This window comes from Neisseria sp. P0014.S002, assembly GCF_051958295.1.
Classification (GTDB): domain Bacteria; phylum Pseudomonadota; class Gammaproteobacteria; order Burkholderiales; family Neisseriaceae; genus Neisseria; species Neisseria flavescens_B.
This window is the reverse complement of record NZ_JBQCVO010000006.1, coordinates 1-16,687: the sequence shown is the minus strand read 5'-3', so window position 1 is coordinate 16,687 and position 16,687 is coordinate 1. Positions and strand designations below refer to the sequence as shown.

The 16,687-nt window shown below is 49.2% G+C and carries 15 protein-coding genes; 4 read left to right on the top strand and 11 right to left on the bottom strand.

All coding sequences use genetic code 11. The annotated features are described in order from the left end of the window. Positions 1 to 291 precede the first annotated feature (291 nt). The 4 genes from rep to ACTHSX_RS07060 all read right to left on the bottom strand — a co-directional run bounded on the left by rep (position 292) and on the right by ACTHSX_RS07060 (position 5,784). Positions 292 to 2,292, bottom strand: coding sequence for a DNA helicase Rep (rep, locus tag ACTHSX_RS07075; RefSeq protein ID WP_440377226.1), 2,001 nt, complete (start codon positions 2,290 to 2,292; stop codon positions 292 to 294). 90 nt (positions 2,293 to 2,382) lie between these two features. After that, positions 2,383 to 3,318 carry a dihydroorotate oxidase gene (locus ACTHSX_RS07070; RefSeq protein ID WP_440377225.1) on the bottom strand — a complete coding sequence of 312 codons (936 nt, stop codon included), beginning with the start codon at positions 3,316 to 3,318 and terminating at the stop codon, positions 2,383 to 2,385. Between the two features lie 227 nt (positions 3,319 to 3,545). After that, entirely contained in the window at positions 3,546 to 4,727 is a 1,182-nt protein-coding gene (locus ACTHSX_RS07065) for an aspartate aminotransferase family protein (RefSeq protein WP_440377224.1), read from the bottom strand. 112 nt (positions 4,728 to 4,839) lie between these two features. After that, positions 4,840 to 5,784, bottom strand: a complete 945-nt coding sequence (locus ACTHSX_RS07060; RefSeq protein WP_440377223.1) for a class I SAM-dependent methyltransferase — start codon at positions 5,782 to 5,784, stop codon at positions 4,840 to 4,842. A gap of 336 nt (positions 5,785 to 6,120) precedes the next feature. Between ACTHSX_RS07060 and ACTHSX_RS07055 the strand changes: the two genes are divergently transcribed. Next, positions 6,121 to 7,530: a DEAD/DEAH box helicase gene (locus tag ACTHSX_RS07055; RefSeq protein WP_440377222.1), complete on the top strand. Its 1,410-nt coding sequence runs from the start codon at positions 6,121 to 6,123 to the stop codon at positions 7,528 to 7,530. A 127-nt stretch (positions 7,531 to 7,657) separates the two neighbouring features. Here the strand turns inward: ACTHSX_RS07055 and leuB are convergent, their stop codons facing one another. The 7 genes from leuB to leuC all read right to left on the bottom strand — a co-directional run bounded on the left by leuB (position 7,658) and on the right by leuC (position 13,176). Continuing rightward, entirely contained in the window at positions 7,658 to 8,728 is a 1,071-nt protein-coding gene (leuB, locus tag ACTHSX_RS07050) for a 3-isopropylmalate dehydrogenase (RefSeq protein WP_440377221.1), read from the bottom strand. A 66-nt stretch (positions 8,729 to 8,794) separates the two neighbouring features. Continuing rightward, entirely contained in the window at positions 8,795 to 9,658 is an 864-nt protein-coding gene (locus ACTHSX_RS07045) for a DUF1444 family protein (protein ID WP_440377220.1), read from the bottom strand. Positions 9,659 to 9,697: 39 nt separating this feature from the next. Further along, complete coding sequence (locus ACTHSX_RS07040; protein ID WP_440377219.1) at positions 9,698 to 10,159, bottom strand: YhcH/YjgK/YiaL family protein; 462 nt, start codon at positions 10,157 to 10,159, stop codon at positions 9,698 to 9,700. Between the two features lie 64 nt (positions 10,160 to 10,223). Next, entirely contained in the window at positions 10,224 to 10,865 is a 642-nt protein-coding gene (gene leuD, locus ACTHSX_RS07035) for a 3-isopropylmalate dehydratase small subunit (RefSeq protein WP_003677355.1), read from the bottom strand. 45 nt (positions 10,866 to 10,910) lie between these two features. Further along, the gene (locus ACTHSX_RS07030) at positions 10,911 to 11,276 is read right to left on the bottom strand and encodes a VOC family protein (RefSeq protein WP_440377218.1); all 366 of its coding nucleotides are present in this window, start codon (positions 11,274 to 11,276) and stop codon (positions 10,911 to 10,913) included. Between the two features lie 111 nt (positions 11,277 to 11,387). Further along, positions 11,388 to 11,642, bottom strand: a complete 255-nt coding sequence (locus ACTHSX_RS07025) for a hypothetical protein (protein WP_254342292.1) — start codon at positions 11,640 to 11,642, stop codon at positions 11,388 to 11,390. 124 nt (positions 11,643 to 11,766) lie between these two features. After that, a complete protein-coding gene (gene leuC, locus ACTHSX_RS07020) occupies positions 11,767 to 13,176 on the bottom strand; it encodes a 3-isopropylmalate dehydratase large subunit (protein ID WP_440377217.1) in 1,410 nt (469 codons plus the stop codon). A gap of 265 nt (positions 13,177 to 13,441) precedes the next feature. On the opposite strand from leuC, the gene gshA reads away from it, so the two are divergent. The 3 genes from gshA to ACTHSX_RS07005 all read left to right on the top strand — a co-directional run bounded on the left by gshA (position 13,442) and on the right by ACTHSX_RS07005 (position 16,570). After that, on the top strand, positions 13,442 to 14,800 hold the full coding sequence (gshA, locus tag ACTHSX_RS07015; RefSeq protein WP_440377216.1) for a glutamate--cysteine ligase: 1,359 nt from the start codon (positions 13,442 to 13,444) through the stop codon (positions 14,798 to 14,800). A 102-nt stretch (positions 14,801 to 14,902) separates the two neighbouring features. Beyond that, positions 14,903 to 15,973: a magnesium/cobalt transporter CorA gene (gene corA, locus ACTHSX_RS07010; RefSeq protein ID WP_342685729.1), complete on the top strand. Its 1,071-nt coding sequence runs from the start codon at positions 14,903 to 14,905 to the stop codon at positions 15,971 to 15,973. A gap of 114 nt (positions 15,974 to 16,087) precedes the next feature. After that, a complete protein-coding gene (locus ACTHSX_RS07005; protein ID WP_049351048.1) occupies positions 16,088 to 16,570 on the top strand; it encodes an acyl-CoA thioesterase in 483 nt (160 codons plus the stop codon). Positions 16,571 to 16,687 lie beyond the last annotated feature (117 nt).

Below are 16,687 nucleotides of genomic sequence, written 5' to 3'. Positions count from 1 at the left end.
AATGCAGTTGGGGAATCCATTATTATACCTGAAAAATGCAATTTTGCTTGTGAATTTATACTTCAAGTGTTGACAATTTTTGCTTGTAAACTGAAGGGGAATAAGGCAATCGTGCCGCCTAGTTTTTTATTTTGTACCTGATTAATCGATTATTTTTGTTTATTTTTGAAGAATCGGGAGGAATGGGAGTAGATGAGCATAAAGGTATAAAGTAAAAATTATTTGATTGTTGACTTTGACATTTTGCTGACAATAAGGCCGTCTGAAACATTGCTTTCAGACGGCCTTGCTTTATCCTTTTCTTTTGTTTCCCAACATATCCAGCAATCCTGCTAAATTACTTTTTCCTTCTTCCTTGCTCACAATCGGCTCGCCGCCTTTGCGGCCTAGGATTTTGATGTCTTCCTGCGGCATTTCATCTATGAAGCGGCTGGGTTCGGGGAACTGCCATGTGCCTTGTTTTTTGCGTTTGACGCAGTGGGTCAGCGTAAGCTGGCGTTTGGCGCGGGTGATGCCGACGTACATCAGGCGGCGTTCTTCTTCGACGTTGTCTTCTTCGATGCTGTCGTTGTGCGGCAGGATGCCTTCTTCGCAACCGACAAGGAAAACATAGGGGTATTCCAAACCTTTGGAAGCGTGCAGGGTGGAGAGTTTGACGGCATCGACTTCTTCTTTACTTTTGCCTTCCAAAAGCGTCATCAGGGCGACGGTTTGGGCAAGTTCGATGATGTTTTTGCCGTCTTGTTCGCCTTTGCGCTCTAGCCAGCCGGTCAGGTCGCTGACGTTGCGCCATTTGATTTCGCCGGCTTTGCCTTCTTCACTGGCAAGCAGGTGGTTTTCGTAGTCGATTTCTTTGAGCAGGCTGTTGATGAGTTCGCCCGCTTCGCTGGTTTCGGCTTTGGCGCGGTAGCTGCCGAACATATCCATAAAGGCTTGCAGGTGTTGGCGGTTGGTATTGTTCAACAGGGCAAGGGCTTCTTCGGTTTGCGCGGCTTCATACAGACTGCATTCGTGTTCGTGTGCGTAGGTGTTGAGCTTGCCCAGTGTAACGTCGCCGATGCCGCGTTTGGGCGTGGTTACGGTGCGCAGGAAGGCGGGATCGTCGTTGGGGTTGGCAAGCAGGCGCAAATAGGACAAGACGTCTTTAATTTCGGCTTTGTCGAAAAAACTCTGCCCGCCGGAGAGTTGGTAGGGAACGCGCGCACTGCGCAAGGCTTCTTCAAAAATCCGCGCCTGATGGTTGCCGCGGTATAACACGGCGAAATCGGCGTATTGGGTTTTGTCGCCGCCGACCAGCTTCTGCTTGACGATTTGGCTGACGACCCAGTCGGCTTCGTGTTGTTCGTTTTGGCAGGCAACGACTTTGACGATTTCGCCTTCGCCGAACTGCGACCAAAGTTTTTTGGTGAACAGCTTGGGATTGTTTTCAATCACTTTGTTGGCGATTTTGAGAATCCGCGCGGTGGAGCGGTAGTTTTGCTCCAGCTTGATGACTTTCATCTGCGGATAGTCTTCCTGCATTTTGCGCAGGTTTTCCATATTCGCACCGCGCCATGCGTAGATGGATTGGTCGTCGTCGCCGACGGCGGTAAACATGCCTTCCGCGCCGGTCAAGAGTTTCATCAGCGTAAATTGGCAGGTATTCGTATCTTGGCATTCGTCAACCAACAGATAACGTAGCCGCCGCTGCCATTTGTTGCGCACTTCGCTGTTTTGCTGCAACAGCACGGCAGGCAGGCGGATTAAGTCGTCGAAGTCCACCGCCTGATAGCTTTGCAGGGTTTCCTGATAACTCGCATAGACGCGTGCTGTTTGTTGTTCCCACACGTTAGCGGCCGTCTGAACGACATCTTCAGGCGTTTTTAGATCGTTTTTCCAAAGGGAAATTTGGTGTTGCGCTTTGAATATGGCTTCTTTGCCCGTACCACCCAAGAGCTCGCCGATGATTTTGGCACTGTCGGTAGAGTCGAGGATGGAAAAGTTTTTTTTGTAACCGATTTGATTGGCCTCTTCGCGCAAAATCTTCATGCCCAAAGAGTGGAACGTGCAAATCGTCAGCCCGCGCGTTTGCGACTTGGGCAGCATTTTAGAGACGCGCTCCTGCATTTCCGTGGCGGCTTTATTGGTAAAGGTAATCGCGGCGACGGTATGCGGCAAATAGCCGACATTGACAATCAAATGTTTGATTTTTTGCGTAATTACGCCGGTTTTGCCGCTGCCTGCGCCGGCAAGGACGAGCAGGGGGCCGCCTAGATATTTGACCGCGGCTTGCTGTTGGGGGTTGAGTTTCATTGAAGGGGAAGACAGGTAATGTGGGGAGTAATTATACAACAAGGCCGTCTGAATTTTCAGACGGCCTTGGGCGTTTTTTTAGAGTAAACCTTATGCAAGATATTTCAATTTGCCTTTGAAGTCTTCCAGCTTCTCATAGCCTTTTTGCGCCATGATGGCTTTTAATTCAAGGGAAACCCGTTCAAAAATGTCTACGCCTTGCTGGTGTAGCGCCGTGCCGATCTGCACCATACTTGCGCCGCACAAGATGTGTTCAAACGCATCGCGGCCGCTGTAAACGCCTCCCGTTCCAATGATTTGGATAGACGGATCTAATCTTTGATAGAACGCGTGGACATTGGCGAGCGCAGTCGGTTTGATGTATTGGCCTCCAATGCCGCCGAAGCCGTTTTTCGGGCGGATCACGACGGATTCGTCTTCGATATACATACCATTGCCGATGGAGTTGACGCAGTTGACGAATTTTAAGGGATAGCGGTTGAACACTTTCGCCGCTTGATCGAAATGGGCAATGTCGAAATACGGCGGCAATTTGATGCCCAAGGGCTTGTCGAAGTAGGTAAAGGCATTATCCAAAATCATCTCGGTGGTTTCAAAGTCGTAGGCGATTTGCGGTTTGCCGGGGACATTTGGGCAGGATAGGTTGAGTTCGGTAATGCCGTTAAACCCGCTGTTTTGCACTTTTTTTAACAACATGTGCGTTTCATCGGGCGACAAGCCGACCAGTGATAGGAAAAATGTCCGTTCCGGCTGAGACTCTTGAAGGGTAAGCAGGTAATCTAGATAGTAATCAATGCCTTGATTCGGCAAACCCATTGAATTGATGCTGCCGAGAGGTACGTCCCGATAACGCGGTTCGGGATTGCCTTGACGAGGGGTAAGCGTTGCGGTCTTGGTAATGAAAGTGCCTGCCGAAGACTGTCTGACCGCTTCCAATTCCTCAACAGTCATGCATGATACACCCGCTGCATTCATCAGGCAGTTGTTAAAGGAAAAACCGGCGATTTGTGTTTTCAACGATACCATCTCCTGCTCCTTTTCTTCGCAAAATCAAATTGTTTGCCAAGCGTAACACGAAGAGGAGGTACAATTTTTAACAAACATCAAATGACAAAGCATGTAGGCGGATGTTGTTTTCAATATTGAAAAAAGGCCGTCTGAAAAACTCAAAACGGTCTTTCAGACGGCCTTCACTATATGGTATCAATTAAGAACAAAAGCTGTCGGCTAATTTGGATATTGGGTTTTAAAAATCAGGCCAACCATTCGTCCAAAGCCGCTTCAAAACGTTTCAAGCCTTCGGCCATGTCTTCATTGTTCAGCAGCAGGCTGGGGGCAAAGCGCACCACATTGGCGCCGGCAACCAGTACCATCAGGCCGTGTTTCAAAGCGGCGGCGGTAATTTCCGATGCCTTGCCTGCGTATTTGTCTGCCAACACGCAGCCGAGCAGCAAGCCCATGCCGCGGACTTCTTTAAATACGCCGGTTTTTTTGCCCAATTCACGCAAGGCCGTCTGAAGTTTTTGGCCTTGTTGTTTAACGTGTGCCAATGTTTCAGGCGCATTGATGATGTCGAATGCGCGACTGCCGACAGCACACGCCATCGGATTGCCGCCAAAGGTCGAGCCATGTGTTCCGGGGCCGAAGGTTGGGGCGATTTTATCGGTGGTCAGAATTGCGCCAATCGGGAAGCCGCCGCCCAAGGCTTTGGCGGAGCTGAGGATATCGGGTGTTACGCCGTAATGCTCGTAGGCAAACAGTTTGCCCGTATGACCCATGCCGGTTTGCACTTCGTCCAAAATCAGCAAAGCGCCGTGTTTGTCGCACAAACGGCGTGCGGCTTGCAGATATTCTTGGGTGGCAGGCAGGATGCCGCTTTCGCCTTGAATCGGCTCGATAATCACGGCGCAGGTTTTGTCGCTGATGGTTGCTTCTAATGCGGCAACATCATTGAAGGGAACGTGGGTAATGTCGGCCGGCAGCGGTGCGTAGTCTTTGCTATATTTGGGCTGGCCACCGACGGATACGGTGAACAGGGTGCGGCCGTGGAAGCTGTTGAGACAGGAGATGATTTCGGTTTTATGCTCGCCAAAATGATCGCGGCCATATTTGCGCGCCAGTTTCAGAGCGGCTTCATTGGCCTCTGCGCCGGAATTGCAGAAAAACACTTTGTCGGCAAAGGTGTTTTCGACCAATTTTTTGGCCAATTCTTGCGCTGGTTGGGTGGTATAGATATTAGAAATGTGCCAGAGTTTTTGCGACTGCTCGGCCAAGGCAGCGACCAAATCGGGATGACAATGGCCTAGCGCGTTCACAGCAATACCGCCTGACAGGTCAATGTATTCTCGTCCTTCGGTATCCCAAACCCGGCTGCCGAGCGCGCGTTCCGGAATCATGGGGGCGAATGAGAAATTGGGCGTCAGGTAGTTTTGCATGTTCTTTTCCTTTTGATATTGTCAACAATTTCTTGAATTATGCACCTATTGATTGAGAGATTCAATATGGTAATCAGGCCGTCTGAAAACTGGCTTTCAGACGGCCTGATGCTTATTTATACTTGATTTCCCAGCATTGATGGATTTTCTTGTTGCGGAAATCGTCGGGAACGGATTGTTTGGAAATGTCTTTGACGGCGTATTGTTCCGATACCGAATCATCCAACACAAAGCTGCGCAAGTTGTTGGAGAAGTACAAAATGCCGTCTGAAGCGAGCAGGTTCATCGCGCCGGCTATGAGTTTTTGGTGGTCGCGCTGGATGTCGAGGATGTCGAGCATCTTTTTGCTGTTGGAGAAGCTGGGCGGATCCATGACGATAAGGTCGAACTGTTTGCCTTCGTCTGCGGCATTTTGCAGGTATTGGAACACATCGGCGCGGACGATTTTATGTTGTTCGGGGTTGATGCCGTTGAGTTCGAAATTGTGTTTTGCCCACTCGAGATAAGTGTTGGATAAATCGACGGTTTCGCTGGATACCGCGCCGCCGGTGGCTGCATAGACGGTGAAGCTGCCGGTGTAGGAAAACAGGTTGAGGAAGCGTTTGCCCGCTGCGGTTTCGCCGACTTTTTTACGCGTGTTGCGGTGGTCGAGAAAGAGGCCGGTGTCGAGGTATTTGTCGAGGTTGACCCAAAACTTGCGGCCGTTTTCAGTAATGACGAAATCGTCGCCGGTTTTGCCGGTTTTCTCGTATTGCTGCAAGCCTTTTTGGCGTTCGCGGCGTTTGAGGTGGATTTGTTCGGGCGCAAAGCCTGTCACAAAACTAATGGCTTCCAATATATCCAAAAGCCATGCTTCGTATTCTTCGGGCTGCATCAGCCAGCCGGTATCGTATTCCTGAAGATGGATTTGATCGCCGTAAACATCGACGGCAAAGGGAAATTGGGGAATATCGCGGTCGTAAATGCGCCAGGCTTCGATATTATTGCGTTTGGCCCATTTCATAAGATGTTTGATGTTTTTGCCCAAGCGGTTGGCAAAGGGGGTAATGTCGGTCATGGTTTCAGACGGCCTGAATAAGTATTAGGAAGGGGTTGGATTTTAACGCACTTGATGCCTTTTTGCTTGACTGTTATCCATAAAATCTATATTATCCGCCGTTCGCCTTTTGATACGAAGCCATCGTCATCCAACCTAAACCGCCGTTTCGGGCGCGTTTCTTTTATTGCTTGCATATTTGCAAAGCCTTTTCTGTGCAGGTTGTCGTCGATGTTAACCACAAGCAAGATGCTTGCGACAACCCTGTAACTTCACATTTCCCGTATCGTTACTTTCCTTTGCTTCAGGTCGTCTGAAATTGTTCAGGCGTGCGCGTTGTTGTCTCTTAGGATAGATATGTCTATTAAATTTGCCGATTTGAACCTTGATAAAAACATTTTGTCTGCCGTAAGCAGCGAGGGTTATGAAAGCCCAACCCCGATTCAGGCGCAAGCGATTCCGTTTGCTTTGGATGGCCGCGACATTATGGCTTCGGCACAAACCGGTTCAGGCAAAACCGCAGCTTTCCTGCTGCCGACTTTGCAAAAACTGACCAAGCGCAGCGAAAAACCGGGCAAAGGCCCGCGCGCCTTGGTGTTGACCCCAACCCGCGAACTGGCGGCTCAGGTGGAAAAAAACGCGCTGGCGTATGCTAAAAATATGCGTTGGTTCCGTACTGTCAGCATTGTCGGCGGTGCATCTTTCGGCTACCAAACCCGTGCTTTGAGCAAACCGGTTGACCTGATTGTCGCAACTCCGGGCCGTCTGATGGACTTGATGCAGAGCGGTAAAGTTGATTTTGAACGTTTGGAAGTGCTGATTCTGGACGAAGCCGACCGTATGTTGGACATGGGCTTTATCGACGACATCGAAACCATCGTGGAAGCGACACCGAGCGACCGTCAGACTTTGTTGTTCTCTGCCACTTGGGACGGCGCGGTAGGCAAACTGGCGCGCAAATTGACCAAAGACCCTGAAACCATCGAAGTTGAGCGTGTGGACGATCAAGGCAAAATCGAAGAGCAGCTGTTGTACTGCGACGATATGCGCCATAAAAACCGCCTGCTCGACCATATCTTGCGCGATGCCAATATCGACCAATGCGTGATCTTTACATCAACCAAGGCCATGACCGAAGTCATCGCGGATGAATTGTACGAAAAAGGTTTTGCTGCCAACTGCCTACACGGCGATATGCCGCAAGGCTGGCGTAACCGCACGCTGATGGACTTGCGTAAAGGCCGCTGCAAAATTTTGGTTGCTACCGATGTTGCCGCACGCGGTATCGACGTGCCTACTATTACCCACGTTATTAACTACGACTTGCCAAAACAGGCTGAAGATTACGTTCACCGCATCGGCCGTACCGGCCGCGCAGGCCGTACCGGTATTGCGATTACTTTTGCCGAAGTGAACGAATACGTCAAAGTACACAAAATCGAAAAATACATCGGCCGTAAATTGCCTGAGCTGACCATCGAAGGCATGGAACCGACACGCAAACGCAAATCAGCCGGCGGTAAACCGAAAGGCAAAGGCGGCTGGAGCGATCGTAAATCCGGCGGTTGGCGCGGTGATAAGAAACCGGCTAAAGAAGGTTTCGGCGGTAAAGCTCGCGGCGAAGGCCATAAAAAAGATGGTTTCAAAAAAGATGGCTTTAAGAAAGACGGTTTCAAGAAGTCTGACGGTTTCAAAAAAGGCGGCGAAGGCTTTAAAGGCAAGCGCAAGTCTAACGACAGCTTTGGCGGCAAACATAAAAAAGGTTGATTGCTTCAATCTTAAGGCCGTCTGAAAAAGATATAAGGGCGTGTGAAGACACGCCCTTTTTTATGGTTAAAAGTTTTTGTATAGAAAAAAGCGTGGGATTGGTCCCACGCTTTTTTCAGACGGCCTCTTACAAAGCAGCCAATACGGCATCGCCCATTTCGGAGCAGGAAACCAGTTTGGTGCCTTCTTCGTAAATGTCGCCGGTACGCAAGCCTTGTTGCAGTACTTTTTGTACGGCGTTTTCAACTTGTTGCGCGCGTGCTTCGTCATTTAGGCTGTAACGCAGCAGCATGGCAAGAGACAATACGGTCGCCAGCGGATTGGCTTTGTTTTGACCGGCAATGTCAGGAGCAGAGCCGTGAGACGGTTCGTACAGGCCTTTGCCGTTTTCGTCTAAAGAAGCGGAAGGCAGCATACCAATGGAGCCGGTCAGCATGGACGCTTCGTCAGACAGAATGTCGCCGAAGATGTTGCCGGTGGCAATCACGTCAAACTGTTTCGGCGCGCGTACCAATTGCATGGCTGCGTTATCAACGTACATATGGGAAAGCTCGACATCAGGGTATTCTTTGCCGATTTCCTCAAAGATTTCGCGCCACAGTTCGGTGGTTTCCAAAACGTTGGCTTTGCCTACGGAGCAGACTTTTTTGCTGCGTTTTTGGGCGGATTGGAAGGCAACGTGAGCAATACGGCGGATTTCGCTTTCGCTGTATTTCATGGTGTTGTAGCCTTCGCGTTCGCCGTTTTCCAAAACACGGATGCCGCGCGGTTCGCCAAAGTAAATATCGCCGGTGAGTTCGCGTACGATAAGGATGTCGAGGCCGGCTACGATTTCCGGTTTCAAAGTAGAAGCATTGGCCAGCTCTTTATACAAAATGGCAGGGCGCAAATTGGCAAACAGATTTAAGTCTTTACGGATGGCTAACAAGCCACGTTCAGGGCGCAGTGGACGGTTGAGATTGTCGTATTGAGGAGAACCGACTGCACCAAGCAGGACCGCATCGGCTTTACGGCAAAGGTTTTGCGTGAATTCTGGATAAGGATGGCCGTATTCGTCATAGGCTTCGCCGCCCAAAGGCGCGTATTCGTAGCTGACATCCAAACCTTGTTCGATAAGTTTGTCGAGTACGCGGACGGTTTCTGCAACGATTTCAGGGCCGATGCCGTCGCCGCGCAAGATAGCGATATGTTTGGTCATTTCGGGTTTCCTTATGGGAAGGTTTTAGGTAAATGGCAGGCCGTCAGTTTTTCAGACGGCCTTAAATCAATTTGCTCTGAAAACGCTGATTGTACCATTATGATACTGGTAAAGCTGGGTAGAAATCGCGTAGGCAGAGTCTTCAAATGCCTGCAGGGCGATATTCGCCATCGCCTGCAAAGCCTCTTCATCGGACGGGCTGCAAACGAGCAGGGCATTGCGTGCCGGGATTGCAAAAACAGGGTTGGCCGGCAGCATAGGATCGTCTTTAAGTACTTCGTCCAAAAGCAAAATCAGGGAAGCATCATAGTCGTTGTCCAAATGGATTTGAGTCAATGACCAACCTTCGGCATGATGGATTTGAATACGTCCATTCATCCGTTGGCGCAAATTATTCATAGCGGTACGATACAAGGCGTCTTCATCTTCAATACCGGCCTCTTTCATATGCTCACGATTGAGCGTATGCATGGATTCGTCCGTATCCACCATATAAAGCAACATGATATCGCCCGCAATCGGTTTGTATACCAGATAATCGGCAGGTTCGGCTTCGTCCGTATTTGTAATCAGTCTGGCGTTTTCCAGATAAATCGTATTTTTAATTGTTGGAAGAATTTGTTGTGCTGAAACACTGGCATCAGTGTCTTGAATCTTATAGATAACCGCTAAATTGGCAGCAACAATAGCCTCCAAGGCCTCGGGATTTTGCAGATAACTTGTGTAATGGTTGCTCAAATATGTGCTGAATGACGCTTCATCGTCTTCGGAAAAATGGACGATGATAGGCGAGGAAGCAATAGTTTCGCCCCAATCGATTTTTGCCTCAAGATGCAATTCTTCTTGGATGCGACGGGCAAAGTATTCGACAAATTCCTGCCAAGTCATTAATTTGGGTTTGGAGCGGAACAACCTGCTGAAAAAAGACATATTGTGTCCTGAATAAGGGAATAAGGCCGTCTGAAATATTTATAGACGTTCAGTTTCAACACGAATTTTAAAAACAACTTTGCGTATGTTCGCCCTGTCGCCGACCAATGGGGCATGCGCATCATTCGGGAAAAATAGCGCAAATTCGCCGGGCTCCAAGGTCAGCCAAGTTTCCGGCTCGCAATCGAAAAATTCGATATCGCGCTTTTCGTTGTAGCCTAAACCGTTTTTCAGACGGCCTCTGTCTATCCAGCCATATGTTTCGCTGCCATCAATCGGTGTTTGAATATCAATGTGTTTTAAGTGCGCTTCAGGTTGGACTTCTCCTTGCGTCCTCATCGGCTCGCTGCCGATAAAAATACGGATATTGGGATTCTCGCATGGCACTTGGCCGTCCGGCAGCTTGGCAAAATCCAGGGTCTGCAACAGATGGAAGGCTTCGGCAAAGTCGGGATGCAAGGCAGCGTAGCGGGTGGCATTGCTTATGGTGTCGGTAATCATGGTATATTTGTGTAGATTAAAGGCCGTCTGAAACACTTAAATTTTTCAGACGGCCTTTTGTATATCAACCGTTAAACAGCCAAGGCTGGCTTTGGCGGCGTTTTTCTTCAAAGGCATGAATTTCGTCAGCGTGTTGCAGGGTCAGGCCGATTTCGTCCAAGCCGTTTAAGAGGCAGTGTTTGCGGTGTTCGGTAATGTCGAATGTGAATGTTTCGCCGCTAGGGGTAGTCAGGGTTTGTTCGGCAAGGTCGATGGAGAGCTGATAGCCTTCGTTGGCTTCAACTTCTTTGAAAAGCTGGTCCACCTGTTCTTCTGTCAAAACGATAGGCAAAAGGCCGTTTTTGTAGCAGTTGTTGAAGAAGATGTCGGCAAAGCTGGGGGCGATGACGGCGCGGAAGCCGTAGTCGTCCAATGCCCAAGGGGCATGTTCGCGTGAAGAGCCGCAACCGAAGTTTTTGCGCGTCAACAGGATTTGTGCGCCTTGATAGCGTGGCTGGTTCAGGGAGAAATCCGGATTCAACGGCCGTTTGCTGTTGTCCATGCCAGGTTCGCCGTGGTCGAGGTAACGCCATTCATCAAAGGCATTGGGGCCGAAGCCGCTGCGTTTGATGGATTTCAGAAATTGTTTGGGGATGATGGCGTCGGTATCGACGTTGCTGCGGTCGAGCGGGGCAACGATGGCGGTAATTTTGGTAAAGGCTTTCATGTCAGATTCTTATAGTAATAATGGGAAATTTTATGGCTATTCGGGTTAGAGTGTGCTGTGCAAACCGATTCGGTTGCCTTCTGTATCTTCGATAAATGCTGCAAAGCCGTTGGCAATGCGGAATTTCTCTTGTAACAGTTTGCCGCCTGCTGCAACGGCTTTTTCTGCTGTTTCGGCACAATCCGGGCAATTGAAGAAAATGGTTGTACCGCCGTGGCCGGGCTGGGCGTTGCTGTCGTGCCAAATCATGCCGGCTGTACCGTGTTGGGTGTAATCGGCTGGGAAAATAATGAAACGGAATCCGTTGCCACCAACGTCTTGCAGGGGCTTGTCGAATACGGATTCGTAAAAGGCTTTGGCGCGATCCAAATCATGAGCGTGAATACCAAACCAGCTTGACGGATTGCTCATGGTTTCTTCCTTTTTATGAGATGCTGAATATTTCTGGATGCCTTAATTGATGTAGGGTAAGAGGTCGTCTGAAAAAAGGTTTGGATTTTTCAGACGACCTTGGTTGCCGGTTTATTCGGTAGCGGCTTCAAGTTTTTCGCCGACATGAGTCATGCCCCGACCTACGGCATTGCCGCCTTTTTTAACGGCTTCCTCAGTCTTGTCGGCAACATGTTCAGCGGTTTCTTTGGTTTTATCGGCTACGCGCTCGGCAGTCTCTTTGGTTTTGTCCCAATTGCGGTTGGCATCGTTTTTTGCGCCGGACCAAGTGCTGGAACAAGCTGACAGGATGAGGGCTGCGGCAGCCAATGCAAACAGTTTTTTCATATTAGATTCCTTTCAAGTTATCAATGATTGAGAAGGTTTTCGGACGTTTTGCGCAATAGGAAAACTTACTTGAGCAAGATGTTGTTTCAGACGGCCTGATGAATAAAGGCCGTCTGAAAATATTTTAAGCCATAGTGCGGATGTCGGTAAAGTGGCCGGTAACTGCGGCCGCGGCAGCCATGGCAGGGCTGACGAGGTGGGTGCGTCCGCCGTTGCCTTGACGGCCTTCAAAGTTACGGTTGGAAGTGGAGGCGCAACGTTGTCCCGGGGTCAGGCGGTCGGCATTCATGGCCAGGCACATAGAGCAACCCGGCTCGCGCCATTCAAAACCGGCTTCGATAAATACTTCGTGCAAGCCTTCTTTTTCGGCCTGTTCTTTAACCAAACCTGAGCCGGGAACAATCAATACGCGTTGTACATTGTCCGCTTTTTTGCGGCCTTTGGCGATGGCGGCGGCTTCGCGCAAATCTTCGATGCGGCTGTTGGTACAAGAACCGATAAAGACGATATCGACAGGGATTTCGTTTAATGGCGTACCGGCTTCCAAGCCCATATATTCAAGGGCGCGTTCCATGCCGCTGCGTTTGACCGGATCGGTTTCTTCGGCAGGATTAGGCACTTTGCCGTTGATGTCCAAAACCATTTCAGGCGAGGTACCCCAAGTTACTTGAGGCTCGATGTCTTCGGCTTTGAAGTGGTATTCTTTATCGAATACGGCGCCTTCGTCAGACACCAGCGTGCGCCAGTATTCGACGGCTTTGTCCCACGCTTCGCCTTTAGGTGCGAAAGGTTTGCCTTTTACATAGTCGATAGTGGTTTGGTCAACGGCAACCATGCCTGAGCGCGCACCGGCTTCGATCGCCATATTGCACAAGGTCATGCGGCCTTCCATAGAAAGGCTGCGGATGGCTTCGCCGCCAAACTCGATGGCGTAGCCTGTACCGCCTGCCGTACCGATTTGGCCGATGATATAAAGTGCTACGTCTTTGGCGGTAACACCGGGTTTCAGACGGCCTTCAACGGCAATCAGCATGGATTTGGATTTTTTAGCGGTAATACATTGGGTTGCCATGGTGTGTTCGACTTCGGAAGTGCCGATACCGTGCGCCAATGCGCCGAATGCGCCGTGGGTGGAAGTGTGCGAGTCACCGCAGACAACAGTCATGCCGGGCAGGGTTGCACCTTGTTCCGGACCCATAACGTGCACAATGCCTTGGCCTTTATCCATAAACGGGAAGTAGGCGAGTGCGCCAAACTCTTTAATATTTTTGTCCAAAGTATCGACTTGCAGTTTGGAAATCGGATCTTGGATACCTTTGTCCCAGTCGCCGGTCGGGGTGTTGTGGTCGGCTGTGGAGACCACGCTGTCGATACGCCAGAGTTTGCGGCCGGCCATTTTCAAGCCTTCAAATGCTTGCGGACTGGTTACTTCGTGAACCAGGTGGCGGTCGATGTAAAGCAGGACAGTGCCGTCTTCTTCTTCACGGACGACGTGGCTGTTCCAAAGTTTATCGTAAAGGGTTTGTGCGCTCATGATGAGTATTCTTTGCTATTGTTAGGTATGAATGATGGTTTGCGTTTATGGGCGGATTTTAGGCTTTTTATAGGGGCTGTGCAATAGAAATTTGTCCAATTTTTAAAATTTGTTGCAAAGTTTCAAAAATCCTTATTAAAAATTAGACAAATTGTAGAATTGTTGACAAAAAGATGCATCTTATCTGAAAGAATACTTGTCGAAATGCACTAAAAAGTTCTATCATTCTCACTCAATATCCACACTTAACAAAGAGGTATAGAGAATGAAATTACCGGTTATGGCTGCCGAACATCTGTCGCAACTTCAGGCGTTTGAAGCGAAAATCTTATGCAACCACGCCAAAATCGAAGCATGGTTCCGTTCGCAATGGAACGAACACCGTCCGCCGTTTTATGGTTCGGTTGACATCCGTAATGCCGGTTACAAAATTTCATCTATCGATATGAACCTGTTTCCGGGCGGCTTCAATAATTTGAATCCCAACTTTATCCCGCTGGCGGCGGTTGCCGCACAAGATGCGGTACAGCGTGCCTGTGAAACGGCCAAATCCGTATTGATTATTCCTGAAAACCACACACGCAACACATTCTATCTGCAAAACGTTTACGCCCTCAGCGAGATTTTGCGTTCGGCAGGATATGAAGTGCGCTTGGGTAGCTTGAATCCTGAAGTGACTGAGCCAACTGAGTTTGAAACCGCGTTGGGCGACAAAATTTTGCTTGAGCCTTTATTGCGTACCCGCGAGCGCGTCCATCTTGCAGACGGCTTCTCGCCTTGCGTCGTCCTGTTAAACAACGACTTGTCTGCGGGTATCCCTGAAATCCTTAAAGACATCAGCCAAACCGTTTTGCCTCCATTGCACGGCGGCTGGACGACTCGCCGTAAAACCGAACATTTCGGCGCGTACAACCAAGTTGCTGCCGACTTTGCCAAGTTGATTGACATTGACGAATGGCAAATCAATCCTTATTTTGAAAAAATCAGTGGTTTGGATTTCCAAGAGCGTGAAGGCGAGGATGCGTTGGCAGGCGCAGTAGAGCGCGTATTGGCGAAAACTCAAGCCAAATACGACGAATTGGGTATTACCGACCAGCCTTTCGTTATTGTGAAAGCCGATGCAGGCACTTACGGTATGGGCGTGATGAGTGTTAAATCTGCGGATGAAGTACGCGGCTTGAACCGTAAAAACCGCAACAAAATGGCGAAAGTCAAAGAAGGTTTGGAAGTTAGCGAAGTCATTGTTCAAGAAGGTATTTATACCTACGAAACCATGAACGGCGCCGTGTGCGAACCCGTCGTGTATATGATGGACCGTTTCGTAATCGGCGGCTTCTTCCGTGTACACGAAGGCCGTGGTGCAGACGAAAACCTCAACGCCGGCGGTATGGTGTTTGTTCCGCTGTCCAACAGCATCCCCACCGGCAGCGGCGACAATTCTCAAGAAGCCCCCGAAGCCTGCAAACGAGTATTTGAACAATGGGACTCGCTCGGTATGCCGCGCTCTGAAAAAGACTGCGACGTGGACAACGAACACAACCGCCTCTATGTTTACGGCGTAATGGCGCGCCTGTCCTTGCTTGCTGCCGCATTGGAGTTGGAGAGAACCGCGCCTCAAGCCTAATAAAGTATTGATCGATATTGTCAGGCCGTCTGAAAATCAGTTTTCAGACGGCCTTTTCTGTCTGTACAATTCATTCTAACTAAAAAAACATGATTTATTTTTATGAGCAAACCAGCCAATCCAGTTGAGACGACCGACACTCTGCAAGACCAAGCCATGCAGCGCAGCAATACCGACAATGCGCCGCGCTCTGCCATCCATCAAACCTTGTATTCCGCCGATACCTTTGTTCAGCATGATTATCTTGCCGGAAAAAACTTGCCTGATATTACCCGTCCGCAAGAAGGTCAAATTAATTGGCTGCATTTTGTCGGCATCAATGATGTCACCTTGCTTAAACACGCGCTTGAGCCATACGGCATCCATGAGCTGGTTATTGAGGATATTCTCAGCCGCAAGCAGCGTCCGAAAATCGAAGACTACGGCAGCTATGTTTTTACTGCCGCACAGGTTTACCACTATACCTCCACAGGCAAGCTCCATTCCGACCAGGTATATGTGATTATCGGCAAAGATTTTGTGTTGTCTTTCCAACAAAAACCGTTGGGCTTGTTCAGCCATCTCCGTCGGCAGATGCACGAAAATCCGCACAATATTTTGAACAAAAATACAGCGTTTCTTGCTTATTGCCTGCTTGACCGCATTGTGGATGACTATTTCATCGTTTTGGAGTCGTACAACAACCGTGTCGAAGTAATAGACAAGTCCCTGTTTAAAAATGAAAACAGCGATATTCTCAGTAAGATTCACCGCCTCAAGCGCGATGCCGTCCGTCTGCGGCGCACGCTTTTGCCATTGCGCGATGTGTTCTACCAACTGGCCGTGCGCGGCGATTTTGCCATTTTCAAAGGCGAATCGACCGTCTATCTGCGCGACGTGTACGACCACAATATGCAGCTTATCGAATCGCTTGACGCCTCGCGTGATATGGTGTTGAGCATGATGGACATTTATCTTTCCTTCCAATCCAACCGCATGAACCAGCAAATGCGCGTGTTGACGGTTATTACCATCATCTTTATGCCGCTGACCGTCATCACCGGCATTTACGGCATGAACTTCGACAATATGCCCGAGCTACATTGGCATTACGGCTATTTCATGGTTTTGGGTGTGATGCTGTGCATCATCATCGGACTGCTGATTTTCTTTTCGCGTAGAAAATGGCTGTAAACGGGTAGGCAAGGGGTTGAAATTCAACGTTTAAAAACGGTAGAATGATTTGGCACACGTGCAGTCTGAAGTTTTCAGACAATTAAAAAATAAATATCAAAAGGAGAAGAAACTATGAAACCGGAACGCCAACTACCTTCCCATGAACTGATCATGTCCGAGCTGATGATGCCTTATACGGCAAACTTCAGCGGCAATGTTCACGGTGGCGATCTTTTGCGCCTGCTTGACCAAGTAGCATATTCCTGTGCTTGCCGTTACAGCGGTACCTATTGCGTAACTCTGTCTGTTGATAAAGTATTGTTTAAAGAACCTATTCATGTCGGCGAACTGGTAACCTTTTACGCCAGCATCAACTACACCGGCCGTACTTCTATGGAAGTCGGCATCCGTGTAGAGGCGCAAAACATCCACACCGGCGAAGTGCGTCATACCAACAGCTGCTACTTCACCATGGTTGCTGTTGAAGACGGTAAGCCGGTTCCTGTACCGCCTTTGGAAATCAATACACCGCGCCAACGCTGCCGTTATGAAAGGGCTAAAAAACGCAAAGAATTGAGTTTGCAGGCTGCGGACAAAGATTCTGGCTGCAACTAAATTGAATTTATTAAATAATGAAGGCCGTCTGAAACCCTGTTTCAGACGGCCTGAGACCTTTGCAAAATTCCCCAAAATCCCCTAAATTCCCACCAAGACATTTAGGGGATTTCTCAT

Coding starts and splice junctions, on each gene's coding strand:
- corA (WP_342685729.1), top strand. CDS start 14,903: ATGAGCAAACCAGCCAATCCAGTTGAGACGACCGACACTCTGCAAGAC.
- ACTHSX_RS07025 (WP_254342292.1), bottom strand. CDS start 11,642: ATGAAAAAACTGTTTGCATTGGCTGCCGCAGCCCTCATCCTGTCAGCT.
- ACTHSX_RS07045 (WP_440377220.1), bottom strand. CDS start 9,658: ATGTCTTTTTTCAGCAGGTTGTTCCGCTCCAAACCCAAATTAATGACT.
- ACTHSX_RS07040 (WP_440377219.1), bottom strand. CDS start 10,159: ATGATTACCGACACCATAAGCAATGCCACCCGCTACGCTGCCTTGCAT.
- gshA (WP_440377216.1), top strand. CDS start 13,442: ATGAAATTACCGGTTATGGCTGCCGAACATCTGTCGCAACTTCAGGCG.
- ACTHSX_RS07060 (WP_440377223.1), bottom strand. CDS start 5,784: ATGACCGACATTACCCCCTTTGCCAACCGCTTGGGCAAAAACATCAAA.
- leuB (WP_440377221.1), bottom strand. CDS start 8,728: ATGACCAAACATATCGCTATCTTGCGCGGCGACGGCATCGGCCCTGAA.
- ACTHSX_RS07065 (WP_440377224.1), bottom strand. CDS start 4,727: ATGCAAAACTACCTGACGCCCAATTTCTCATTCGCCCCCATGATTCCG.
- leuD (WP_003677355.1), bottom strand. CDS start 10,865: ATGAAAGCCTTTACCAAAATTACCGCCATCGTTGCCCCGCTCGACCGC.
- ACTHSX_RS07030 (WP_440377218.1), bottom strand. CDS start 11,276: ATGAGCAATCCGTCAAGCTGGTTTGGTATTCACGCTCATGATTTGGAT.
- ACTHSX_RS07055 (WP_440377222.1), top strand. CDS start 6,121: ATGTCTATTAAATTTGCCGATTTGAACCTTGATAAAAACATTTTGTCT.
- rep (WP_440377226.1), bottom strand. CDS start 2,292: ATGAAACTCAACCCCCAACAGCAAGCCGCGGTCAAATATCTAGGCGGC.
- ACTHSX_RS07005 (WP_049351048.1), top strand. CDS start 16,088: ATGAAACCGGAACGCCAACTACCTTCCCATGAACTGATCATGTCCGAG.
- ACTHSX_RS07070 (WP_440377225.1), bottom strand. CDS start 3,318: ATGGTATCGTTGAAAACACAAATCGCCGGTTTTTCCTTTAACAACTGC.
- leuC (WP_440377217.1), bottom strand. CDS start 13,176: ATGAGCGCACAAACCCTTTACGATAAACTTTGGAACAGCCACGTCGTC.